We start from the raw sequence: 20105 nt of genomic DNA on the forward strand, positions 1-20105 counted from the left end.
TTCAGTGACGAACGAGGAACGGACTTCATGAACGACCAGCACGACCACGGAGCGCTCGGCGATGCCGAGTACGCGGAGTTCATGGAGCTCGCCGCGGAAGAGGGCTTCGACGCAGAGGACGTCGAAGGCGCGATCGAGGAGGCCGGGCACGGCCCGCTGCCCGTCCTCGCCGTCGTCGGCCGCCCCAATGTCGGTAAGTCGACCCTGGTGAACCGCATCATCGGTCGCCGCGAGGCAGTCGTCGAGGACAAGCCCGGCGTCACCCGCGACCGCGTCACCTACGAGGCCGAGTGGGCCGGCCGCCGCTTCAAGGTCGTCGACACCGGCGGCTGGGAGCAGGACGTCCTCGGCATCGACGCCTCCGTCGCCGCCCAGGCCGAGTACGCGATCGAGGCCGCCGACGCGGTCGTCTTCGTCGTCGACTCCACCGTCGGCGCGACCGACACCGACGAGGCCGTCGTCAAGCTGCTGCGCCGGGCCGGCAAGCCCGTCGTGCTCTGCGCCAACAAGGTCGACGGACCGAGCGGCGAGGCCGACGCCACGGCGCTGTGGTCGCTGGGCCTCGGCGAGCCGCACCCGGTCTCCTCACTGCACGGCCGCGGTACGGGCGACATGCTCGACGCCGTCCTCGAAGCCCTGCCGGAGGCGCCCGCCCAGACCTTCGGCACCGCCGTCGGCGGCCCGCGCCGCATCGCCCTGATCGGCCGTCCGAACGTCGGCAAGTCCTCGCTGCTGAACAAGGTCGCGCGCGAGGAGCGGGTCGTCGTCAACGAACTCGCCGGCACCACCCGCGACCCGGTCGACGAGCTGATCGAGCTCGGCGGCGTCACCTGGAAGTTCGTCGACACCGCCGGTATCCGCAAGCGCGTCCACCTCCAGCAGGGCGCCGACTACTACGCCTCGCTGCGCACGGCCGCCGCCGTCGAGAAGGCCGAGGTCGCTGTCATCCTGATCGACGCGACCGAGAACATCAGCGTCCAGGACCAGCGCATCATCACCATGGCCGTCGAGGCGGGCCGCGCGATCGTCGTCGCCTACAACAAGTGGGACACCCTCGACGAAGAGCGCCGCTACTACCTCGAGCGCGAGATCGAGACCGAAATGCAGCAGGTCGCCTGGGCACCGCGGGTGAACGTCTCGGCGCTCACCGGCCGCCACATGGAGAAGCTGGTCCCGGCGATCGAGACGGCCCTGGCGGGCTGGGAGACACGAGTCCCGACCGGCCGGCTGAACGCCTTCCTCGGCGAGATCGTCGCCGCCCACCCGCACCCGATCCGCGGCGGCAAGCAGCCCCGCATCCTCTTCGGCACCCAGGCCGGCACCAAGCCGCCGCGGTTCGTGCTCTTCGCGTCCGGCTTCCTGGAGCACGGTTACCGGCGCTTCGTCGAGCGCCGGCTGCGTGAGGAGTTCGGCTTCGAGGGCACCCCGATCCACATCTCGGTGCGGGTGCGGGAGAAGCGCGGCCGCACCAAGAAGTAGTCAGCAGGTCGTTGCCAACGGCGCTGCCCCCGGACCGTGATCGACGGTCCGGGGGCAGCGCCGTTCGGCGTCCCGCCGGTGGGTCAGATCCCTTTACGGGGGGCCGGCGGCAGCGCCGCGGGCTGGTGGGCCGAGTGCCTGCCCGTCGAATGGGAGTGCCAACTACCCTGATGGGCGGTGGAGTTCGAGTAGCTCCCCGAATGGGCCGAGTGGCCACCGTAGCCCCCGTGGCTTCCGTGACCGGCAGGGCTCACATGGCTCCCGTAGCCGTAGAAGCCGCCCCGACTGCTGTGCAGGCCCGTCCCGAACGCCTTGAAACCCAGATCCTCCTCCCCGCTGCGGTCGCCCGGCAGCGTCCTGAACGCCCTGAGGTACTCGGAGTACAGCGCGTCGTAGATCGGCGTGGCCGAGTGGGCCGCCGACCCGTCGCGGCCGGAGCGCATGGAAGGGATCTGGCTCTGGAACGGCTGGGGGGAGGGGTCGTATGAGTGCACGTACCTGCAACGACGCCGCCGTCCCACGGATGCGGCCTGCGAGCAGCTGCATTCTTCCGGGGGACGGCCCCTCCGCTGCACGCGTGCGGGCACACGCAGACGTACGCCGGGGCGGGAGAGCGCTCCCCGGCGTACGTCGTGCCTGCCGGGCCGGTCGGCAGGCAACCCCCAGTGATTTCGGGGTCCGCCGGCGGCTCAGGTACCCGCCAGCGGCATCGCGGCGGCGACCAGGCGCCCACCCGCCGCCGCCTTCTCGAGCGCGTCGCGCAACAGATCCTCGCGCGGCTGCTGACCGATCGAACCCACGGGAGCGGCGAAGACCAGGACCGTGCGCGTCCTGCTCGCGGCTGTCCGCCAGCCCTCTGTGACCTGGAGCGGCTGGTGCGCCTGCCACCAGGCCACCGGGCTGCCACCGCCCATACCGGGCTGGAGAACGGCGTGCAACTGCCCCATGGCGACCAGCACGGACCAGCCGGGCAGCTGGGACGGACGCCGGTTCACATCGGTCACGGGCAGGAAGCCCTGCTCGATCAGGAGCGGCAGGAAGTCGTCGCCGCCGCTGCCCGTCGTGCCGGGCCGGGCGATCGGGGCGGTCGGCTCCACGACAAGAGCGGGATGCACCTCGCCGTCGATCAGGATGAGGCCACTGGTGACGCCGAGTACTGCCTGCTGAGGGGCGGCGCCCGGGATCCGCGGCTCCTCGCCGGTGATGGAGCGGACGGCGCCCTGGAGCTGCTCCTCCGCGACCTGCACGACCTGCGACGGGATGCACGTGGCGTGGGCGAAGGCCAGTACAGCGGTTTCGTCGCCCACGAACAGCACGGTGCTGGTCTGCTCCTGCTCGGAGTCGCCCGGGGTGCGGCAGGAGGTGCAGTCGTAGCTGCCCGGGGCGTTCAGGCCTGCGAGCAGCCGGTCGGCTTCTTCGTCGCCGATCTCGGCGCGTACGTCCTCGCTGACGTCGAGCATGCGCGGCACGGGTGGCTCCTCGGACTTGATCGTGTGTGCCGGGCGGGTCCCGGCTCGACAGGGTCAACGGGTGATCTGTGGCGGTGGTCACGCGTGAACGGGCAACGAATCGAAGCGCTTGCCGTGACGCACGGCCAAGCGGGAGCCCGTGACAGGCCGGCAGCCGGCCGGATCTGGGCGGCGGAGCAGGCACTTCGTGCACCGGCCGGTGTGCTGCCGCCCTCTTGCGGGCCGCGACCGACCGCGCATCAATTACCGGCTCCCACGGCGAAGTAGACTCACCATGTACACGCGTGCCCCTCGACCAGGGGCATCGGCAGGACCCGGGGGACGCGGCGAAGCATGCGCATTTCATTTCTGCTCCACAACGGCTACGGCATCGGCGGGACGATCCGGACGACGTTCACTCTCGCCCGCACGCTCGCCGAGCGGCACGACGTCGAGATCGTCTCCGTCTTCCGCCACCGCGACGAACCCGCGATGGGCGCGCCCGCCGGGGTCACCATGAAGCATCTGGTCGATCTCCGTAAGAAGAGCCCCGGTTACGACGGTGACGACCCGCTCGCCAAGCGGCCCGCCAAGGTCTTCCCGCGCGGCGACGGCCGGCACAAGCAGTACAGCCGCCTCACCGACGCGCGGATCGCGGCTCATCTGGCGTCCCTCGACGCCGACATCGTCGTCGGCACGCGCCCCGGCCTGAACGTGCACATCGCCCGGCAGACACGGCGCGGCGTCGTGCGGGTCGGGCAGGAGCACCTGACGCTCGACAGCCACAGCTACCGCCTGCGCCGTGAGGTCGGTCACCGCTACACGCTCCTCGACGCGATCACCACCGTCACGGAGGCCGACGCCCGCTCCTACCGCGAGCGGCTGAAGCTTCCCGGCGTTCGAATCGAGGCGGTGCCCAACAGTGTGCCCGCCCCGTCCGTCGCGCCCGCGGACGGCACCGCGAAGGTGGTCGTCGCGGCCGGCCGCCTCACCCGCGTCAAGCGGTACGACCTGCTCGTCGAGGCGTTCTCCAAGGTGGTCGCCGCCCGCCCCGACTGGCGGCTGCGGATCTACGGCAGCGGGGACGCCACGGGCAACGAGAAGCAGGCGCTGCGCACCCTCGTCGAGGAGCGGGGCCTGAACAACCACGTCTTCCTCATGGGCCCCGCCAACCCGCTGGAACCGGAGTGGGTCAAGGGCTCCGTCGCCGCTGTGACCTCCAGCCTGGAGTCGTTCGGCATGACCATCGTCGAGGCGATGCGCTGCGGCCTGCCCGTCGTCTCCACCGACTGCCCGCACGGCCCCCGCGAGATCATCGAGGACGGCGTGGACGGCCGGCTGGTGCCCGTCGGCGACGTGGACGCGATCGCCGACGCGCTGCTCGGACTGATCGACGACGACGCACTGCGGCTCCGCATGGGCAGCGCGGCGCTGGCCGCCTCCGCCCGTTTTGATCCCGTGCCGATCGCCCGGCGCCACGAGGCGCTTTTCACCGAGCTCGTCGCGCGCGGCGAGGGCGGTCGCTCGCGCAGCGCGCTGCGCGAGGCGCTGCACCACGGCCGGAGCTCGCTCTATGACGCGGCCTACTCCCTGCGTTATGTTGCCGCGGATGTGATCCGCAGAGGGAAGAAGAGCTCATGAGCACGCCCACCACGTCCACGCGGCGCACGACGCCGCGGGCCGACTGCGTCGCCGACGCGGCCGGCGGCATCACCTTCGACGTGGCCGGCACGGGTGCGGACGACGCGGCGCTCGTCCTGAAGCGGCGCGGGGGCAAAGGTCCCTCGGACGAGGTGCGGCTGCCGCTGACCGCGTCCGGCGAGGGCTTCTCGCGGGCCGTCGTGCCCAGCGCCGTCGAGCTCGCCGAAGGGCGCTGGGACGCGTACACGGAGAGCGGCGCGGCCGTGGAACCCGGAATCCGGGACCTGCGGGCCCTCGTGGTCCAGGAACCCGACTCCGGCCGGATCGCCGTGCGCATTCCCTATCCGACCGCCGACGGCCGGCTCGCGGTGCGCTCCTGTGTGCGGACCCCGCACGCCGAGGCCGGTGCGATCGGCTTCGCCCCCGATCAGGGCGCGATGTCCGTCGAGGGAGTGCTGTACGGCACGGAGCTGGGGGAGGGCGCGGTCGTGGAGGCGCGCCTGCGGTCCGGCGAGCGGGTGCACGAGGTGCCCGTGAGCGGCGGGGGCCGGACGTTCGGCTTCACGCTGGCCTACGGGCCGATCGCCGAGGCAGGCGCGGGCGAGGAGGGGCTCTGGGAGCTGTGGCTGAGGCCGGCGTCGGACGGCCCCCGGGTGCGGATCTCCCGCATCCTGGACGACGTCTGGGACAAGAAGTCCATATTCGTCTATCCGGAGCAGCGCACGGCCACCTACCAGGCCGCGGCTTGCTACACCGGGGACAACGACCTCTGCGTCCGCCTGACTGTGCCGGTCTGACACCGGAACCCGGCCCCGGTAGCAGGCCCTGACACCGGGACCCGGTTGAGGACAGAAACTGTCCTCAAGCCCTGCCAGACTCCTGACCATGTTGGAAACCTCGGCACGACTGCTGCGTCTGCTCTCCCTTCTGCAGGCACACCGTGAATGGTCCGGCGCCGACCTGGCCGACCGGCTCGGCGTCACCCCACGCACGATCCGCAGGGACGTGGACCGGCTGCGCGAGCTCGGCTATCCGGTCAACGCCAGCCCCGGCACGGGCGGCGGCTATCAGCTCGGCGCGGGTGCCGAGCTGCCGCCGCTGCTGCTGGACGACGAGGAGGCCGTGGCCGTCGCCGTAGGTCTGCACACCGCGGCCGGGCAGGGCATCGAAGGCATCGGGGAGACCTCCGTACGCGCCTTGGCCAAGCTGGAACAGGTGTTGCCGAACCGGCTGCGGCGGCGGGTGAGCGCCCTGAACTCCTTCACCGTGCCGATGCTGCGCGGACAGCAGCGTTCGACCGTCGACGCGAGCGTGCTCACCGAGCTCGCCAATGCCTGTAGGGACAGCGAGCGGTTGCGCTTCGAGTACCGCGACCACGGAGGCTCCTCGACCCGCCGCACCGTCGAACCGCACCGGCTGGTGTGCACCGAGCGCCGCTGGTACCTCGTCGCGTGGGACGTGGAGCGCGGCGACTGGCGTACGTTCCGGGCCGACCGGATCACCCCCAAGCCACCGCACGGCCCGCGTTTCACCCCGCGCACGCCGCCCGCGGAGGATCTTGCCGCATACGTCTCCAAGGGCGTCTCCATCGGGGTGTACACGGCCCGGGCGGTCATCCGCCTGCGCACCTCCGCGGACCGGGCGGCCCGGGCGATCGGCCCGTCCGACGGCGTCCTGGAAGCGATCGACGACACCACCTGCCTGCTGCGTACCGGGGCCGCGGGCCTGGACGTCATGGTGATCCACGTACTGCTGATGGGCGTCGACTTCGAGGTGGTGGAGCCGCAGGAGCTGAACGACCACATCAGGACACTGCGCGACCGTCTCTCCCGCGCGCTGCCATAGCGGGCGGGGACTCCTGCGCGGATTCTGTAAGGAAGCGGTGAATTCTCCACGGCCGGTGAATTCCGCGCCGCCCGCCGGTGTCCGCCCAATTCGAAGCGGAAACAAATGCGAACCGTTCACCATTGGTCCTGTTGGACCAATTGCCGTACGAGTACGCGGGAGAGCCCGTTCGAGTGAACGGGTTCGAAGCGGACAGTGTCGAGATCCTGTGACAGAAGCGTGACCCCTGGGGTACGCGCGACTGCTGGGGATGCCGGGCGGGTTGCTTCCGTCACTGTCCGCTGCCGCCTACGGTGGGGGGATGGCACCCATACCGACCCCTCCCGCACAGCCCGACGACGCACCCGACGCATACGTCGGGCTTGATGCACAGGACGCCGAGCAGCAGGCCCGTCAGCGAGGCTGGACGACTGTCAGAACGCTGCCGCCCGGGTCGATCATCACCATGGAGTACGTGGCGGGCCGGCTGAACTTCGAGGTGAAGGACAGCTCGGTCATCCGCTGCTGGAAGGGCTGAGCCCGGCCGGGCACGAGCGGAAACGCAAGGCCCCGGTGCTCGACTTCTCGTCGAGCACCGGGGCCTTGCGTGTTCAGCCGCCGGTCAGCCGCCGGTCAGCCGCCGGTCAGTGGCCGCGAATGCGGCGGCCGTCGGCTGCCCGACGGGGTCACCGGCGTCCGTTCGGAGCGTGCGTGCGGCCGGGACCGGTCGTGCATGGTCGTCCGGGTGCCCGCGGCCGGCCCGGTCGCCGAGCCGGCGGTGGCCGGCCGGGCCGTGGGGCCGGCGGTGGCGACCGGCTCACGAGCCGGCTCGTCGGGCTGTGCGGTCTGCGTCTCGCGCTGCGGGAACATCGCGGGCCGCGGGCCGCCCGACGCGACCGGAAGCGAGGGGGCCAGCGCCCGGCGCCTGCGCCACTGCTCGCGCAGCGCCAGGATCCAGGCCTCCGCCCGCCCGATCAGCGGCTCGCACCAGGGCAGGGCCAGCAGGATCAGCAGCCCGGCCGCCCAGCCGAGCAGCACGTCGCTGAGCCAGTGGGTACCGAGATACACGGTGGTCAGACCGACGCCGAGGGAGACGACGGCCGACAGGGCCGACAGATAGCGCCGGGCCCTGGGGGTGGTGGCCAGATAGGCCAGGATTCCCCAGGTCACGACCGCGTTGGCGGTGTGTCCGGAAGGAAATATATCGCCGCCGGCGAAGAGCTCGGCGGAGCCGATCTGCGTCGCGTAGTGGGGGCCCAGCCGGCCCAGTCCGATCTTGACCGCGCCCACGGTGACGTTCAGCAGCAGCAAGGCCGCGCCGAGCGCCAGCAGGGGGCGAAGGGTGTGCTGGCGCCAGGAGCGCCAGCCCAGCCACGCCGCGACCATGACGGCCGTGGGACCGCGCTGGCCGAGCACCACGAAGTAGTCGAGAAAGGCGTGCTGTTCGGGCCATTGCTCGTAGGGCCGGAAGAGCATGAGCTTCCAGTCGAGGGCCACGAGCGAGGTCGATGCCAGCACGGCGACGACGATGGCCAGATAGAACGCCGACGTCCCGCCGAAGAGGGCGAGACGCGTGCGGCTCATCCGCGGGATCTCTATCTTCGGCGGTTCCGGCTCCCGGTCCAGCCGGGCAAAGAAGTCGGTACGCACGCAATCGACGTTACAGCGAGTGAGTCCGTGGTCCGGTCGATCCACTCTCTTCGTGATGCCTATGTGATGTGGAGTTTGTCTCAGGTCCGGTTTCATTCACGGCTCGTCAGGAAAAACCGGTGAGCCTGTTCCCTATTTATCGGACGGTCTTCCCGGAGGGTTTATTCGTGCTGTACGTAAATGCTTAACCGGGCGTCTGTGTGGAATTTCTGTGGCGTTCGGGGTCGACCAAGATCCATTACCGCACGGCCGACGAGTGGCGTACGCCACACCCGGCCGCCCGACGTGGTGAGACATCGACCACGCGCACCGCACACGAACTCGCGTACGCTGGCGACTCGCTCGCCCGTCGATGCCGGGCTGCCAGTAGGGACGTCCCCGAACCACCGTCCTGGCCGGCCCGCCGAGCGCGAGGGACTCACTGGGAGGTACGTACATGTCCGTGACGCCCACGGCCGGCGCACGCCTGCGCTCCGTCGGCGGCGGCGCCAACCGCTGGGTCGTCCTTTTTGTCCTCTGCGTCAGTCTGGTGCTCGTCGCCCTCGACGCGACGGTGCTGCACGTCGCCGTCCCCGCGGTCACGGAGGACCTTCGGCCCAGCGGCGTCGAGCTGCTGTGGATCGTGGACGCCTACCCCCTCGTCTGTGCCGCGCTGCTGATCCTGTTCGGCACGCTCGGCGACCGGGTCGGCAGACGCCGGGTGCTGCTGATCGGCTACGGCATCTTCGGCCTGGCCTCCGCCATCGCCGCTTTCGCTCCCAGTCCCGAGGTGCTGATCGGCGCCCGCGCCCTGCTCGGCGTCGGCGGCGCGATGATCATGCCGGCGACGCTGTCGATCCTGCGGGCCGTCTTCCCCGACCGGCGAGAGCGGGCCACGGCGATCGGTATATGGACCGCCACCGCCGCCGTCGGCGCCGCCGCCGGACCGGTTCTCGGCGGCTTCCTCGTCGAGAACTTCTGGTGGGGCTCCGTCTTCCTGATCAACATTCCGCTGATGGCGCTGATCCTTCTGGCCGGGCGCCGGCTGCTGCCCGAGTCCAGGGGCGGCGCGGACGGCCCCTGGGACGTGCTCGGTGCTCTCATGGCCGCGGCGGGCATGCTGGGCGTGGTCCTCGGCGTGAAACGGCTTGGCGCGGGCGCCGGTCTGCTCGACGTCACAGCCGTGGGGCCGCTGCTCTTCGGCGGCGCGTTGCTCGCGCTGTTCGTGGGGCGGCAGAAGCGCCGCGAGCATCCGCTGATCGACATGCGGATGTTCGCCAGGGCCGCGTTCTCCACTTCCGTGGGCTGCATCGTTCTCGGCATGCTCGCGCTGGTCGGTCTCGAGCTGATCGCCGTCCAGTACCTCCAGTTGATCCTGGGGCTCAGCCCGTTGGAGACCGGCCTGCGGCTGCTGCCACTCACGTTCGCGGCCATGGCCGCCGGGGCCACCGGCTCGTACAGCCTGAAACGTCTGGGCCCGCGCCGGATGGTCGGCTGGGGCTTCGTGCTGACCGCCGGGGCGGTGCTGCTGCTGACCGTGATGGGGCAGCACGACCGTCCCTGGCTGCTGACGGCCGCGTTCGTCCTGCTCGGCTTCGGGCTGCAGACCACGCTCTTCGGCGCGTACGAATCGATGCTCAGCGAGGCCCCGGCCGAACAGGCCGGCGGGGCCGCCGCAATCGGCGAGACCTCCTACCAGCTCGGCGCCGGAATGGGCATAGCCCTGCTCGGCAGCGTGATGAACGCCGCGTACGCCCCCGCGGTCGCCTCCGCGACCGGCGTCCCGGGCGCCGCGAGCTCGGCCGCCTCGCACTCGCTCGGCGAGGCCTATCAGGTGGCCGACCGGCTCGGTGGTCACGCGGGTGAGGTGCTGCGCTCCACGGCACGCCACTCCTTCGTGCACGGTCTGCACCTCACGCTGCTGGTCAGCGCGGGGCTGCTGCTCCTCGGCGCGCTGGCCGCGATGCGGCTGCCGCGGAAGATGGAGTGCGCCACGGCCGAGAAGTGCCCGCAACCGAGGCGTTCCGACGCGACGGCCCAGGCCGACCACGACGTCGACGGTACGGCCATCCGTGAAACGGGAGCCGGGAGTGCGGTGGCCGGCGTTCCGGCGGGCCGCAGGCCGCACCTGCCGGAAGCGCACGCAGCCGCTGAGGCGGCGGGTACCGGACGCGCGGCACACTGAGGCGGCGGGGTCTGGACGCGCGGCACACTGAGCCGTAACGTCTGGCGAGGCCCCAACTAGCAGCGCTAGTTTTTGGGTCCTGTCCGTTCGTCCTCCTTCCCCGGCCTCGCGGCCGGGAAGGGGTTGCCCAGTGTGAGAGCCGCCGGAGGTCACGCCATGTCCGCAACCTCGAAGCTTCCGCCCTTCGATCCCGGCGACCCGCTCGGCATCGACGACCTTCTGGAACCCGAGGATCTCGCGATCCGCGACACCGTCCGCACCTGGGCCGCCGACCGCGTGATGCCCCACATCGCCGGCTGGTACGAGCGCGGCGAGCTCCCCGGCATCCGCGACCTCGCCCGTGAACTCGGCTCCATCGGTGCCCTCGGCATGTCGCTCGACGGCTACGGCTGCGCAGGCGCCACCGCCGTCCAGTACGGACTGGCCTGCCTCGAGCTCGAGGCCGCCGACTCCGGCATCCGCTCCCTCGTCTCCGTGCAGGGCTCACTCGCCATGTACGCGATCCACCGCTTCGGCTCCGAGGAGCAGAAGCAGCGCTGGCTGCCCGGCATGGCGGCCGGCGAGATCATCGGCTGCTTCGGTCTGACCGAGCCCGATCACGGCTCCGACCCGGCCGCCATGCGCACCTACGCCAAGCGCGACGGCGAGGACTGGGTGCTCACCGGCCGCAAGATGTGGATCACCAACGGCTCTGTGTCCGGTGTCGCCGTCGTCTGGGCGCAGACCGAGGACGGCATCCGCGGCTTCGTCGTGCCCACCGACCGCCCCGGCTTCTCCGCTCCCGAGATCAAGCACAAGTGGTCCCTGCGCGCGAGCGTCACCAGCGAACTCGTGATGGACGAGGTGCGGCTGCCCGCCGACGCGGTGCTCCCCGGCGTCACTGGCCTGCGCGGCCCGCTGAGCAGCCTCAGCCACGCGCGGTACGGAATCGTGTGGGGCTCGATGGGCGCCGCGCGCTCCAGCTTCGAGGCGGCGGTGTCGTACGCGAAGACGCGTGAGCAGTTCGGCCGGCCGATCGGCGGATTCCAGCTCACGCAGGCGAAGCTCGCGGACATGGCCGTCGAACTGCACAAGGGGATCCTGCTCGCCCACCACCTGGGCATGCGGATGGACGCCGGAAAGCTGCGGCCGGAGCAGGTCAGTTTCGGAAAGCTCAACAACGTGCGCGAGGCCATCGAGATCTGCCGTACCTCGCGCACCATCCTCGGCGCGAACGGGATCTCGCTCGAGTACCCCGTGATGCGGCATGCGACCAACCTCGAATCGGTGCTCACCTACGAGGGCACCGTCGAGATGCATCAGCTGGTGCTGGGCAAGGCGCTCACCGGCCTGGACGCCTTCCGGTAGTCCGGTGCGACCGGGTCGGGCGGGGCCGGTGCGCGCCCTGCTCAGCTCTGGTTGAAGAAACCGTCCTGCGAACGGCCCGCCGGGTCTCCGCTGACGATCTGGGTGTCCGCGGGGGTCAGCAGAAAGACCCGGGTCGCGACGCGCTCGATCGAACCGCGCAGCCCGAAGGCGAGGCCCGCGGCGAAGTCCACGACACGCTTGGCGTCCCCGGGCTCCATCGACGTGAGGTTCACGATGACCGGAACGCCCGCGCGGAACAGCTCACCGATCCCGCGGGCGTCCCGGAAGCCGTGGGGGGAGACGGTGGCGATCCGGCGGCCCTCCTGCTCGGCGGACTCGGAGGCGACACGAACCCGGGGGTCGGTGACCCACGCGTCACCCGTCTCAGCACCCTCGGCGTACTCGTCGTCGTAGTAACGCCCGTCGTCCTCGACGAGTCCCAGCCAGGCGCTCGCCTTACGCACCGATCCCATGGACGCCTCCTTTCATCGCGGTCACTTGTGGTTCCGCATATCCCCTATCGTCGTCCATGATGCGGATCGGGCGCCAAGTGGATAGTCGGCGCGCAGGGGATTCGTGACGGTACTGGTGCAGAAGATGTGGCGATTCGTCAAGGTCCGGCGGCCGCAGGGGCCGTGACGGGATGAAAATACAAAAGTCGAGCCGGACGGGTGACCTTGGGGACGTACGGGTGAACGGTCACTCGTTACGATGCCCACCGCACATCTCAGTGACGCACGGGGGACAGTCGTGTTCGGAATCGTCAGGCCATGCTCGCACCGTCTCACCGACGGGCTGAAAACCGAGTGGATGGCCCATCTCTGCGGACTGTGTCTGGCACTTCGAGCCGACCACGGACAGCTCGCCCGGATCGTGACCAACTACGACGGCCTGATCGTCTCGGTCCTGACGGAGGCTCAGGCCGAACGCGCCCCGGCACAGCGGCGCACGGCCGGGCCCTGCCCGCTGCGGGCCATGCGCACCGCGCCCGTGGCGCGCGGCGAGGGAGCGCGGCTGGCCGCCGCCGTCTCGCTGGTGCTCGCGTCCGCGAAGGTACGGGACCACATCGCGGACGGGGACGGCGTGTTGGCGCGCAGGCCCGTGGCCGCCGCCGCCCGCCGGGTCGCCGCAGGGTGGGACAAGGCGGGTGCACGCTCGGGCGCCGTGCTCGGCTTCGACACCGCGGTGCTGCTCGACGCCGTCGACCGGCAGACCGAGATCGAGGCCCTGGCCGGGCCGGGGACCTCGCTCCTGACGGTCACGGAGCCGACGGAGACCGCGACGGCGGCGGCCTTCGCGCACACCGCCGTGCTCGCCGGCCGGCCCGAGAACATCGCGCCGCTCGCCGAGGCCGGCCGGCTCTTCGGACGGCTCGCGCATCTGCTGGATGCCGTCGAGGACCAGCAAGCTGACGCCGCGTCGGGTGCCTGGAACCCGCTCACCGCCACGGGCACTCCGCTCGCGGAGGCCCGCCGGCTCGCCGACGACGCGTTGCACGGCATCAGGCTGGCGCTGCGGGACGTGCACTTCGTGGACGGAAAGCTGGTCCATGTGCTGCTCGCACACGAACTCGCCACGTCGGTGAACCGCGCCTTCGGTACGCCGACGTGTGCGCACCAGGGCTACGGCGGGCAGCAGCCGCCCCAGCACGGGAACCCGTACCAGGGCGGCGCCCAGGGCCCGTACGGCTCGAATCCGTACGGCGGCGGCCCTTACGGCGGCGGCCCCTATGGCGGCGGTGCGGGCGTTCCCGGCGGGCCGGGTGGGCCCGGCGGTCCTGGTGGGATGCCGCCCGGACCGGGGCCGCAGCGCCCCGCCCGCCGTGGACTCTGGGCGGGCTGCGCGGTCTTCATAGGCCTGTGCTGCTCGTGCCGGTTGTGCTGCGCCAAGGAGTACGAGGGCCCTTGGTCCCGCAAGAAGCGGGAAGGCTGCTGCCGCGACTGCGACTGCCCGGACTGCGGCTGCCCCAGCTGCGACTGCTGACGGCCCGTCGGCTCCGAGGGGCGAATTCCGGCCGTCTGGCGGCAGCCCCGAGCGAGAACGGCGACAAGGTGGCGGCGGTGCCACCACCACGGACGCCTTCGGCCGCGAGGGCAAGGCTCTCACCGGCCAGTTCCGCCTCGCCGCCGACCGCGGCCCGATCGCCGGCGCACGGGTCGCCCACGGCGACCGGCGGCTGGTCGCGCCGCGCCGCGAAGGTCTCCGGGTGACGGGCGACTTCGCCCGCGTCCGCCCGGACGCTTCCGTCCGTGCGAGTCGGCCCCCGGCCGGCGCAGAACCCGACCCCTTGCCGTCGCCGCCGGTGAACGGAACCTCCTGACGCCCTGACACGTCCCACCGGGCGAAGACGTGTCACCGAACAGCGCAGCCCCGGCGGCAGCAGGCCACCGGGGCCGTCGGGTGTGCATATGCGCTGCGGCCGAAAGGCGCCCTTGCGCGCGTAGTTGACGCCGCGAATACTCCCGAACAGCGCTTGTCAGGAGCATGGTCTGTCCGATATCCGGCGTTCCGGATGTCGAAGTGCTCATGGCTGCGCCTCACAGGCCCCGACCCCACGGACGGGCCATCCACCCCTCGGGAGGAACGACAAGTGAGGATCAAGCGCACCATCCCCCGCACCGGCACCGCGAGACGCACCCGTCTGCTCGCGGTCTCCACCGGCCTGATAGCCGCCGCAGCTCTGGCCGTCCCCACCGCCAACGCCGACCAGGCACAGACCTTCAGCGCAGGGCAGCTCACCGCGGCGAGCGACGCAGTGCTCGCCGCTGACGTGGCGGGCACCGCCTGGCACGTCGACAAGGCGACAGGAACGCTCGTCGTCACCGCCGACCGCACCGTCTCGAAGGCCGAGATAGCGAAGATCAAGCGCGAGGCGGGGACCAACGCCGGTGCCCTGCGCATCGAACGCACCCCCGGTACCTTCTCCAAGCTGATCTCCGGCGGCGACGCGATCTACGCCTCCAGCTGGCGCTGCTCCCTCGGCTTCAACGTCCGCAGCGGCAGCACCTACTACCTCCTTACCGCCGGGCATTGCACCGACGGTGCGGGCACCTGGTACACCAACTCGTCCCGCAGCACGACGATCGGCCCCACGGCCGGCTCGAGCTTCCCGGGTAACGACTACGGTCTCGTGCGCTACTCCAACACCTCGCTCAGCCACCCCGGCGCCGTAGGCGGCCAGGACATCACCAGCGCGGCCAACGCCACCGTCGGCATGTCCGTCACCCGCCGCGGCTCCACGACGGGCACCCACAGCGGCTCCGTCACCGGACTCAACGCCACCGTCAACTACGGCGGCGGAGACGTCGTCTACGGCATGATCCGCACCAACGTCTGCGCCGAACCGGGCGACAGTGGAGGTCCGCTCTACTCCGGCAGCCGGGCCATCGGCCTGACCTCCGGCGGCAGCGGCAACTGCTCCTCCGGCGGCACGACGTTCTTCCAGCCCGTGACCGAGGCCCTCAGCGCCTACGGAGTCAGCGTCTACTGACGCTCCTCCCGCAAGGTCGTGTCCACCGGCACGGCACCCGGCACCAGTCGAGCCCTCGCCCCGTGACGACGGGGCGAGGGCTCGACGTCCGCTCCCTGCTCGACGTCCGCTCCCTGCTCGACGTCCGCCCGTGCTCGACGTCCGTCCTCTGTTTGGGGCCGTCTCCTGTTTGAGAGGATGTAAGGACGGCGGGGGAGCGCAGTAACGGGGGTTGCAGCTCAGTGAAACGCATCGGAGTGACCGGCCACCGCAGCATCCCACTCGAGGCCCTGGCCCATGTCAGCGCGGGGCTGCGGGCCGTTCTCTGCGGCCACCAGGGCTCGATGGAAGCACTGTCCAGCCTGGCGGTCGGCGCCGACCAGCTCTTCGCGGACATCGCCCTGGACTGCGGCGCGGAACTCACCGTCGTCATCCCCAGCAGCGACTACGAACAGGGCTTCAGCGGCCCGGAGGAACTCGCCGGATACCGACGGCTCAAGGGCCTGGCCACCCGGGAGGTCCGGCTCGCCTTCCCGTTCTCCACGGACGAGGCCTACTACGCGGCCGGCGCCTACATCGCCGACCACTGCGACCGGCTCCTCGCCGTCTGGGACGGTCTCCCGGCCCGGGGCCACGGCGGCACTGGCGATATCGTGCGCTACGCCCGCGGCCTCGGAAAACCCGTGACCGTCATCTGGCGCGAGGGTCTTCGGCGGGCCTGAGAGGACCACCGGCGAGGCGGTCAGCTACGGTGCCTGACCAGCCAGTCGGTGTGCTGGGGCGAGACGATGCGCTCGGTCTCGTACACCGCGGAGGGCCACTGCGCATCGGTGACCGTCGTCTCCATCGCCGTGTGCATGGCCGCCAGATCCTCCTCCACCAGCGCGTGCGCGGCGATCAGCGGCTGGTGGCGGCGGATCTCGCTCCACGCCAGGCAGGCGGCGGCCGCGGCCGACAGCACACCCTGCGCGGGGACGAAGTCGCCCACGGAAAAGGTCCGCAGTGTGGCGAAGAACAGGGCGAGGAGGGTGAGCAGCGCGATCGAGGCGGACCAGAGCGCGGTGGCGCGGCGGGAAACCTCCGTACGCCGGTGGTACCAGTTGCGCTGCTCGATCAGCCGGTCCCTGACGTAGGTCTCCTTTCGCACGCTGAAGGGCTTCGCCCGGAGCCGTCTCATGGGAGTGGTGATCAGGTCGGCCGCGGCGGCGTCCCCCGCCGTACGCGGATCCTCCCAGCCGACCTTGGCCAACTCCCGTAATCCCTCCTCCAGACGGGCGGTGAACAAATCATCGGCTTCGCTTTCGGAAGTACGTGAGTCGAAGGGTGCTCCATGGACCGCGTAACGCCAGCACATCGACTTGATGAACTCGGCGGCGGAGCGGTTCAGTTGCCAGTGTGACTTTGCTCTGCGGCGCGAGGAGCGGTACCCCAGCACCAGGACACCGGCGTACGCCAATGCGCTGAACATGGAGTCGAGTTGGAAGGACCCACCGAGCCTGAGCGAGGTGGGAAGGGCCGCCAGGGCCGCTCCCGCCACCAGCAGGAGCAGTTGGAGGCGGGTGCCCGCGACGGCCTCGCGCTGGCGGGCGATGGCTATGGTGTCCGTGCGGTGGTAGAGAACCGGTAGATCCCCGTTGCGGAAGACCATGCTGTGCAATGGGCTCGAAAGCTCGCTCATACGCACCCCCGTCTGCGGTTTTGTCTTCACTCTTTAGGCGGAATCGCTTGTTCCTTGCGGTCCTGCGAGAATGTGGCGCAACTCGTTTGCAGCTTGTGCCCATGCTGAGTTGCTGCGAGTGGCCATGAGAGTAAAGTCGTGCCGCCGGCATCGCAACGGTGCGTGGTATCCCCGCTGGGCACAACATTGAGCTGGACACAACATCAAGGACGGCCCCGTCATGACCCTTCACTCCTCCGCTTCATTCGCCGCTGCGAAGAAGAATCGCGTTCCACTGGCGCAGATCGACGTGCGCGGTGCCGATGCCACCGAGAAGCTCGCCCGCGTTCTGCCCACATCCGGCGCACCCGCTCTGCGTTCCACGACGTTCAACTCTGCGCTCTGAAGCAACTCCGGAGCGCTCCGAACTGGCCCTAGACTGGTGGAATGACAGGGCCCCCTTTGGTCCCCTTCCAGCAGATTGTTGTGAAGGTCCACAGCAGGTGCGATCTTGCCTGCGATCATTGCTACATTTACGAACACGCTGATCAGAGCTGGCGTACCCGCCCGAAGGCAATCTCTGACGAAGCGATTTCCTGGACAGCTCTGCGACTGGCCGAGCATGCCAAGAGTCATGCCCTGCCCTCCGTGTCAGTGATCCTGCACGGAGGGGAGCCTCTGCTGGCGGGCCCCGCCCGTCTGCGCCGCGTCTGCGAGGAGCTCACCGCAGCCCTCGACAACGTCGCCGCGCTGGATCTGAGGATCCACACCAACGGAATCCAGCTCAGCAGCCGCTATCTCGACCTGTTCGACGAATTCGACGTCCGGGTCGGCATCTCCCTCGACGGCGACCGCGCCGCCAACGACCGTCACCGCCGCTACGCGGACGGCCGCACCAGTCATCCGCTGGTCCTGCGGGCCGTGGATCTCCTCCGCCAGGAGCGCTACCGCCACCTCTACCTCGGTCTGTTGTGCACCATCGACGTGGCCAACGACCCGGTGGCCGTGTACGACGCCCTGGCCGAGCTCGAGCCGCCGCGGATCGACTTCCTGCTCCCGCACGCCACATGGGACGAGCCGCCACCCCGGCCGAATGGATCCGCCACCGCCTATGCCGACTGGATCCTGAAGGTCTTCGACCGCTGGGACGCCCACGGCAGGCCCGTACCTGTGCGGCTCTTCGAGTCCGTGCTCTCCACCCTCGCCGGCGGCCCGAGCCTCACCGAATCCCTGGGACTGGCCCCCTCCGACCTCGTCGTCATCGAGACCGACGGCGCCCTGGAACAGGTCGACTCGCTCAAGAGCGCCTACGAGGGCGCGGCCGCCACTGGATTCGACGTCTTCGACGACGCCTTCGACCGCGTCGCCTCCCACCCCGGGGTCCGGGCGCGCCAACTCGGCCTGGAGGGAGTGAGCCGGACATGCCGTCAGTGCCCCGTCGTCAGATCCTGCGGCGGCGGGCTCTACACCCATCGCTACGCCTCGAAGACCGGGTTCGACAACACTTCGGTGTACTGCGAGGACCTCAAGGCGCTGATCCGCGGCATCGAGCAGCGCACTGCGGAGGCGACCGTGTCCCCGGCCGTGACCGATGGGGAGGCGCTGCTCATTCTCCAACAGGACCTGACCCGCTACAGCCTCGCCCGACTCAACGAGGAGCTGGCGGGCCGCGGAGGCGAACGATGGTCGACCGCCTGGCGGCTGGCGGCCACCATCGACGAGACGTCCCTCGGCTTCGACGAGATCTACGCCCACCCCTATACCCGCACCTGGCTCCACAGCTGCCTGGACGCCCTGCGGGAACAGCGAGCGGACGCCGTCGCGCTCGCGCTTCGCCTGGACTCCTATGTCGCCGCCGCGGCCCTGCGGAGCGGGCTCGACCTCCCTGTACAGGTGCACTGTCCCACCGGCACGCTTGTCCTGCCCACCCTGGGCGAACTGCGGCTGTCCGTGAACGGCGAGCCGTGCGACGCCGAAGTCCGCGGCAGCCGGGACGAGCTGTGGGTGGCGGTGCGGGGGCGAGCGGCATTACGCGTACGGACCGCCGAGGCCACCGCCGACTGGCGACCCGTGCACCGGCCGGGGCTCGAGGGCTGGCCGGACCTCGTGCTCGACGACCTCGACCCGTTCCGTGACTGCTTCGACGAGCCTGTGCACGCCGTCGAGGACACCGAGGCGCTCGCCGCGGCGTGGGCCCTGCTGCGGACCACGGCACCCGAGCAGGCCGCCGAACTCGCCGCTTCTCTGACCACTCTGACGCCGCTTCGCGGCGGTGGACCGTCGGTCGGCCGGCACGCCTTCGGTGCGCTCGGTCTCAGCCTGGACGGAGCCCCCCAAGCCCTCGCGGCCGCGCTGCTGCGCGGTCACCGCCGGGCCTGGCTGCGGGCACTCGGCGAAGTGACCGACCTGCTGGCCCAGGACGGCGCCTGGCTGCACACGGCGCCGTGGCAGGACGAGCCACTGCCGGCCTCCGAGTTGCTGGCCGGAGCCTGTGAACGCGTCGGGCTCGCGGCCTTCGATCCGGAAGCCGCCGGCCAGGCAGCCCCCGCGCTCAAAGCCCTTCAGGACGCACCGGAACCGACCGTCAGCGGCAAGCGCCTGATCGCCGCCCTGTACACGGAGGCCACCCGATGACCGACCCGTTACGCACCACGTCTCCCGCCGACGCGCTGCGTGCCCTGGGTGTGCGCCGGGGCATGACGCTCCTCGTCCACGCCTCCCTGCACGCCACAGGGCTCGGCGCGCGGACGCTGCGTGACGCCCTGCTCGAGGTGCTCGGCCCGGACGGCACTCTGGTGGTGCCTGCCTTCACCGCGGAGAACTCGGACACCTCGTCGGCCCACCTCGCCCGGGTGCGCGGCATGACACCCGAGCAGGCGGCGGCCTTCCGGGCGGACATGCCGGCGTTCGACACCGCCACCACACCCAGTCAGGGGATGGGCCGGTTGGCCGAGTCCGTACGGACCGCGGAGGGCGCCCGGCGCAGCTGCCATCCGCAGACGTCGTTCGCGGCGGTGGGGCGGCGGGCCGGCGAACTGCTCGCCGATCATCCGCTGGAATGCCACCTCGGCGAGCGGTCACCGCTCGGCGCGCTCTATCGCGCCGAAGCGCACGTACTGATGATCAATGTGGGATTCGCCAAGTGCACCGCATTCCATCTTGCCGAGTACCGCACCGAATCACCGATGCGCACGTACCGTTGTGTGGTGCGCGGGCCGGGCGGCGGTTCCGAATGGGTCGAATACACCGACGTCGAACTGGACGACAGTGATTTCGAGGCCGTAGGCGCCGCGTTCAGCTGGGGAGTGGAACGAAGCGGACAACTGGGGGGAAGAACCGCAAGACTGTTCTCGATCAAGGAGGCGGTCGATCACGCGCAGGGTTGGATGACCGAAAAGCGGTGATGATTGACCGAACGGCGGGGGG

At 70.5% G+C, this 20105-nt stretch carries 18 protein-coding genes; 13 read left to right on the forward strand and 5 right to left on the reverse strand.

Features of this window, described 5'->3' with window-relative positions; genetic code table 11:
- Positions 1–27 precede the first annotated feature (27 nt).
- Complete coding sequence (gene der, locus ACIQ7Q_RS33425; RefSeq protein ID WP_403870696.1) at positions 28–1479, forward strand: ribosome biogenesis GTPase Der; 1452 nt, start codon at positions 28–30, stop codon at positions 1477–1479.
- Between the two features lie 83 nt (positions 1480–1562).
- Here the strand turns inward: der and ACIQ7Q_RS33430 are convergent, their stop codons facing one another.
- Together ACIQ7Q_RS33430 and ACIQ7Q_RS33435 are read right to left on the reverse strand one after the other, a co-directional pair.
- Positions 1563–1922 carry a hypothetical protein gene (locus ACIQ7Q_RS33430; RefSeq protein WP_403870699.1) on the reverse strand — a complete coding sequence of 120 codons (360 nt, stop codon included), beginning with the start codon at positions 1920–1922 and terminating at the stop codon, positions 1563–1565.
- Between the two features lie 246 nt (positions 1923–2168).
- On the reverse strand, positions 2169–2948 hold the full coding sequence (locus ACIQ7Q_RS33435) for a hypothetical protein (RefSeq protein WP_403870702.1): 780 nt from the start codon (positions 2946–2948) through the stop codon (positions 2169–2171).
- 333 nt (positions 2949–3281) lie between these two features.
- Between ACIQ7Q_RS33435 and ACIQ7Q_RS33440 the strand changes: the two genes are divergently transcribed.
- The 4 genes from ACIQ7Q_RS33440 (at position 3282) to ACIQ7Q_RS33455 (ending at position 6930) form a co-directional block, all read left to right on the forward strand.
- Positions 3282–4568, forward strand: coding sequence for a glycosyltransferase family 4 protein (locus tag ACIQ7Q_RS33440; protein ID WP_403870705.1), 1287 nt, complete (start codon positions 3282–3284; stop codon positions 4566–4568).
- Entirely contained in the window at positions 4565–5365 is an 801-nt protein-coding gene (locus ACIQ7Q_RS33445; RefSeq protein ID WP_403870708.1) for a hypothetical protein, read from the forward strand. Before ACIQ7Q_RS33440 ends, ACIQ7Q_RS33445 begins: the two co-directional genes overlap by 4 nt.
- A gap of 88 nt (positions 5366–5453) precedes the next feature.
- Complete coding sequence (locus tag ACIQ7Q_RS33450) at positions 5454–6413, forward strand: helix-turn-helix transcriptional regulator (protein WP_403870710.1); 960 nt, start codon at positions 5454–5456, stop codon at positions 6411–6413.
- Positions 6414–6714: 301 nt separating this feature from the next.
- Positions 6715–6930 carry an I78 family peptidase inhibitor gene (locus ACIQ7Q_RS33455; RefSeq protein WP_403870712.1) on the forward strand — a complete coding sequence of 72 codons (216 nt, stop codon included), beginning with the start codon at positions 6715–6717 and terminating at the stop codon, positions 6928–6930.
- 95 nt (positions 6931–7025) lie between these two features.
- On the opposite strand, the gene ACIQ7Q_RS33460 is transcribed toward ACIQ7Q_RS33455, so the two are convergent.
- Positions 7026–8042, reverse strand: coding sequence for a phosphatase PAP2 family protein (locus ACIQ7Q_RS33460; RefSeq protein WP_403870715.1), 1017 nt, complete (start codon positions 8040–8042; stop codon positions 7026–7028).
- Between the two features lie 436 nt (positions 8043–8478).
- Between ACIQ7Q_RS33460 and ACIQ7Q_RS33465 the strand changes: the two genes are divergently transcribed.
- Complete coding sequence (locus ACIQ7Q_RS33465) at positions 8479–10206, forward strand: MFS transporter (RefSeq protein WP_403870718.1); 1728 nt, start codon at positions 8479–8481, stop codon at positions 10204–10206.
- A 156-nt stretch (positions 10207–10362) separates the two neighbouring features.
- Entirely contained in the window at positions 10363–11553 is a 1191-nt protein-coding gene (locus ACIQ7Q_RS33470; protein ID WP_403870720.1) for an acyl-CoA dehydrogenase family protein, read from the forward strand.
- A 41-nt stretch (positions 11554–11594) separates the two neighbouring features.
- Here the strand turns inward: ACIQ7Q_RS33470 and ACIQ7Q_RS33475 are convergent, their stop codons facing one another.
- The gene (locus tag ACIQ7Q_RS33475; RefSeq protein ID WP_403870723.1) at positions 11595–12026 is read right to left on the reverse strand and encodes a cell division protein SepF; all 432 of its coding nucleotides are present in this window, start codon (positions 12024–12026) and stop codon (positions 11595–11597) included.
- A gap of 277 nt (positions 12027–12303) precedes the next feature.
- Between ACIQ7Q_RS33475 and ACIQ7Q_RS33480 the strand changes: the two genes are divergently transcribed.
- From ACIQ7Q_RS33480 to ACIQ7Q_RS33490, 3 genes are all read left to right on the forward strand, one after another.
- Positions 12304–13536 (forward strand): DUF5685 family protein, encoded by a 1233-nt coding sequence (locus ACIQ7Q_RS33480; RefSeq protein ID WP_403870725.1) that lies wholly within the window; start codon positions 12304–12306, stop codon positions 13534–13536.
- 607 nt (positions 13537–14143) lie between these two features.
- Entirely contained in the window at positions 14144–15043 is a 900-nt protein-coding gene (locus ACIQ7Q_RS33485) for a S1 family peptidase (RefSeq protein ID WP_403870727.1), read from the forward strand.
- Between the two features lie 221 nt (positions 15044–15264).
- Entirely contained in the window at positions 15265–15744 is a 480-nt protein-coding gene (locus ACIQ7Q_RS33490; protein WP_403870730.1) for a hypothetical protein, read from the forward strand.
- Between the two features lie 20 nt (positions 15745–15764).
- Here the strand turns inward: ACIQ7Q_RS33490 and ACIQ7Q_RS33495 are convergent, their stop codons facing one another.
- Positions 15765–16670, reverse strand: coding sequence for a DUF4231 domain-containing protein (locus ACIQ7Q_RS33495; protein WP_403870793.1), 906 nt, complete (start codon positions 16668–16670; stop codon positions 15765–15767).
- Positions 16671–16920: 250 nt separating this feature from the next.
- Here ACIQ7Q_RS33495 and fxsA point away from each other — a divergent pair, with 250 nt between their 5' ends.
- Genes fxsA through ACIQ7Q_RS33510 form a run of 3 tightly spaced genes read left to right on the forward strand, consistent with a single transcriptional unit; the run spans position 16921 to position 20083 of the window.
- A complete protein-coding gene (gene fxsA / locus ACIQ7Q_RS33500) occupies positions 16921–17085 on the forward strand; it encodes an FxSxx-COOH cyclophane-containing RiPP peptide (RefSeq protein ID WP_403870734.1) in 165 nt (54 codons plus the stop codon).
- 41 nt (positions 17086–17126) lie between these two features.
- Positions 17127–19313: a radical SAM/SPASM protein FxsBH, inactivated beta-hydroxylase extension form gene (gene fxsBH, locus ACIQ7Q_RS33505; protein WP_403870737.1), complete on the forward strand. Its 2187-nt coding sequence runs from the start codon at positions 17127–17129 to the stop codon at positions 19311–19313.
- Entirely contained in the window at positions 19310–20083 is a 774-nt protein-coding gene (locus ACIQ7Q_RS33510; RefSeq protein ID WP_403870741.1) for an aminoglycoside N(3)-acetyltransferase, read from the forward strand. The genes fxsBH and ACIQ7Q_RS33510 overlap by 4 nt, the downstream gene beginning before the upstream one ends.
- Positions 20084–20105: the final 22 nt, after the last annotated feature.

The organism is Streptomyces sp. NPDC096176, from assembly GCF_044763255.1.
Taxonomy (GTDB): Bacteria; Actinomycetota; Actinomycetes; order Streptomycetales; family Streptomycetaceae; genus Streptomyces.

Coding starts and splice junctions, on each gene's coding strand:
- ACIQ7Q_RS33440 (WP_403870705.1), top strand. CDS start 3,282: ATGCGCATTTCATTTCTGCTCCACAACGGCTACGGCATCGGCGGGACG.
- ACIQ7Q_RS33450 (WP_403870710.1), top strand. CDS start 5,454: ATGTTGGAAACCTCGGCACGACTGCTGCGTCTGCTCTCCCTTCTGCAG.
- ACIQ7Q_RS33455 (WP_403870712.1), top strand. CDS start 6,715: ATGGCACCCATACCGACCCCTCCCGCACAGCCCGACGACGCACCCGAC.
- ACIQ7Q_RS33430 (WP_403870699.1), bottom strand. CDS start 1,922: ATGCGCTCCGGCCGCGACGGGTCGGCGGCCCACTCGGCCACGCCGATC.
- der (WP_403870696.1), top strand. CDS start 28: ATGAACGACCAGCACGACCACGGAGCGCTCGGCGATGCCGAGTACGCG.
- ACIQ7Q_RS33465 (WP_403870718.1), top strand. CDS start 8,479: ATGTCCGTGACGCCCACGGCCGGCGCACGCCTGCGCTCCGTCGGCGGC.
- ACIQ7Q_RS33475 (WP_403870723.1), bottom strand. CDS start 12,026: ATGGGATCGGTGCGTAAGGCGAGCGCCTGGCTGGGACTCGTCGAGGAC.
- fxsBH (WP_403870737.1), top strand. CDS start 17,127: ATGACAGGGCCCCCTTTGGTCCCCTTCCAGCAGATTGTTGTGAAGGTC.
- ACIQ7Q_RS33510 (WP_403870741.1), top strand. CDS start 19,310: ATGACCGACCCGTTACGCACCACGTCTCCCGCCGACGCGCTGCGTGCC.
- fxsA (WP_403870734.1), top strand. CDS start 16,921: ATGACCCTTCACTCCTCCGCTTCATTCGCCGCTGCGAAGAAGAATCGC.
- ACIQ7Q_RS33445 (WP_403870708.1), top strand. CDS start 4,565: ATGAGCACGCCCACCACGTCCACGCGGCGCACGACGCCGCGGGCCGAC.
- ACIQ7Q_RS33495 (WP_403870793.1), bottom strand. CDS start 16,670: ATGGTCTTCCGCAACGGGGATCTACCGGTTCTCTACCACCGCACGGAC.
- ACIQ7Q_RS33470 (WP_403870720.1), top strand. CDS start 10,363: ATGTCCGCAACCTCGAAGCTTCCGCCCTTCGATCCCGGCGACCCGCTC.